Source organism: Parafrankia sp. FMc2, assembly GCF_041008525.1.
Lineage (GTDB): Bacteria > Actinomycetota > Actinomycetes > Frankiales > Frankiaceae > Parafrankia.
Genome location: NZ_JBFLUG010000385.1, coordinates 1 through 1,474 on the forward strand (window position 1 = coordinate 1; position 1,474 = coordinate 1,474).

At 65.1% G+C, this 1,474-nt stretch carries 1 protein-coding gene and 1 pseudogene; both read right to left on the reverse strand.

The genetic code is table 11. The annotated features are described in order from the left end of the window. Window positions 1–122: 122 nt before the first annotated feature. Window positions 123–485 carry a hypothetical protein gene (locus AB1460_RS37440; RefSeq protein WP_368967294.1) on the reverse strand — a complete coding sequence of 121 codons (363 nt, stop codon included), beginning with the start codon at window positions 483–485 and terminating at the stop codon, window positions 123–125. A gap of 603 nt (window positions 486–1,088) precedes the next feature. After that, window positions 1,089–1,304: pseudogene (locus AB1460_RS37445) on the reverse strand (IS110 family transposase); the annotation flags it as partial. Between the last annotated feature and the right edge of the window lie 170 nt (window positions 1,305–1,474).

Below are 1,474 nucleotides of genomic sequence, written 5' to 3' on the forward strand. Positions count from 1 at the left end.
AACACCACCACAACAGTCCCGGAGATTACCCCGATTACTCTCGACGCGACCGAGTTCCAAGTCGCATAATATCGAAAGACGCAGAGTGAAACGCGAACCGATCTACACCACTCCACGGGGCACTATCCTATCCCCAGCCGGCGCCGCTTGCCTCCCGGCTTGGGGATCGTCACCTCGCGGACCGCGACCGGCTGGAACCCGCGAGTCCGCAGATCCTCTCGCAGGTCGGACAGGAACGCTGGCACTCCCCGCACGGTCTCGACGTAGTAGGCGGTTTCACCGTCCACGCCGGCCGTGCGCGCTCCCTTGTTCGTCCGCACCCGACGCCACGCCGTCACCAGCACCGCCGGGTCATAGACAAAGTTGTAGATATCATCGAACCGGCGCGTCCGATTATCGGACGCCCACCGATGCAGTTTGGTCTGGATCTTCAGTACCCCGTCCGCCGCCTCATCGACAGTCGGCCACGGCGCGCCGATATTCACCGACGACCTCCTGACATTCCAGTTCCTCCCCGCTCGATCTCGCTGTCCCCCTTCCCCATGTGGCCGGCTTTCCCGGCCTCCGAGTACTACGAGGACTCCGCCACCTTCCACGACCACCAGTCGACGACGGACCTGCCCGCCGCCGGCCAGAGCCGGCGGGAAGGGCGATCGCGGAAAGCTTCCCACGTTCACTGTGATTCGGTTGACAAGTGAGGCGCCCAGCTTTTCCCCTACAGCTTCGCCACGGGTACGCCGCGGACTTTCCCCATGGCCTTCACACCAGCAACTCCTCCGCGATGTGAAGTCACCCCGACCCTGTCAATCAGGGTGCGTACTGTCGCCCGGCCCATATCCGCCAGGTTGGAGCCGGTTCTGGACTTAAGGGGGTTCGACCACTGGTTCCTACATTCGTACGCCTTCCTGTCTCGCTTGCCGGACCCGAGCCGTCTGGCAGTGCCGGCCCGTCCCGTCGTTGTCGAGGCTGCTCCCACCTTCGCCGGCGTCCCCCGGATCAGGCTGCCTCCAGCTTCAGCGAGCCACCGCGATGACCCACCGGCAGGGTCCTTTCACCCCTGCCCGAACTCACAGCGCCTCGTGGCGCACGACGGGTTTCCAGTAAACCCCTGTTGATTCCATGCCCACGATCGTGACCTTGTTCTGGGTCAGCCAGTCCGCGAGGAGTCCCAGCGAACCGCCGGTCGTAGTGAACGTACGGACCTCGACTTTCGCGGGTCCTTTCGCGGGCTGGATCCGTACCGCCGCGGCCACCGTGTCCCGATGGACGTCGAGTCCCGCGCAGCGCGGGAACACCACTTCCACCCCTGCCTCCCTTCGACGCAATCTGTAGGCGCGTTACCCGGGGCAAGGCTCCGGCACGCTCTCGCTTTGACGGGTAGGTCGGGTTGGTCGGGTCTGCCTGGGTCGGGCTGGCCGTGACCGGTTCGTGGGGGCGGGCCGGTGGGACCACGTGTCGTTCGCAGACAAGCAGG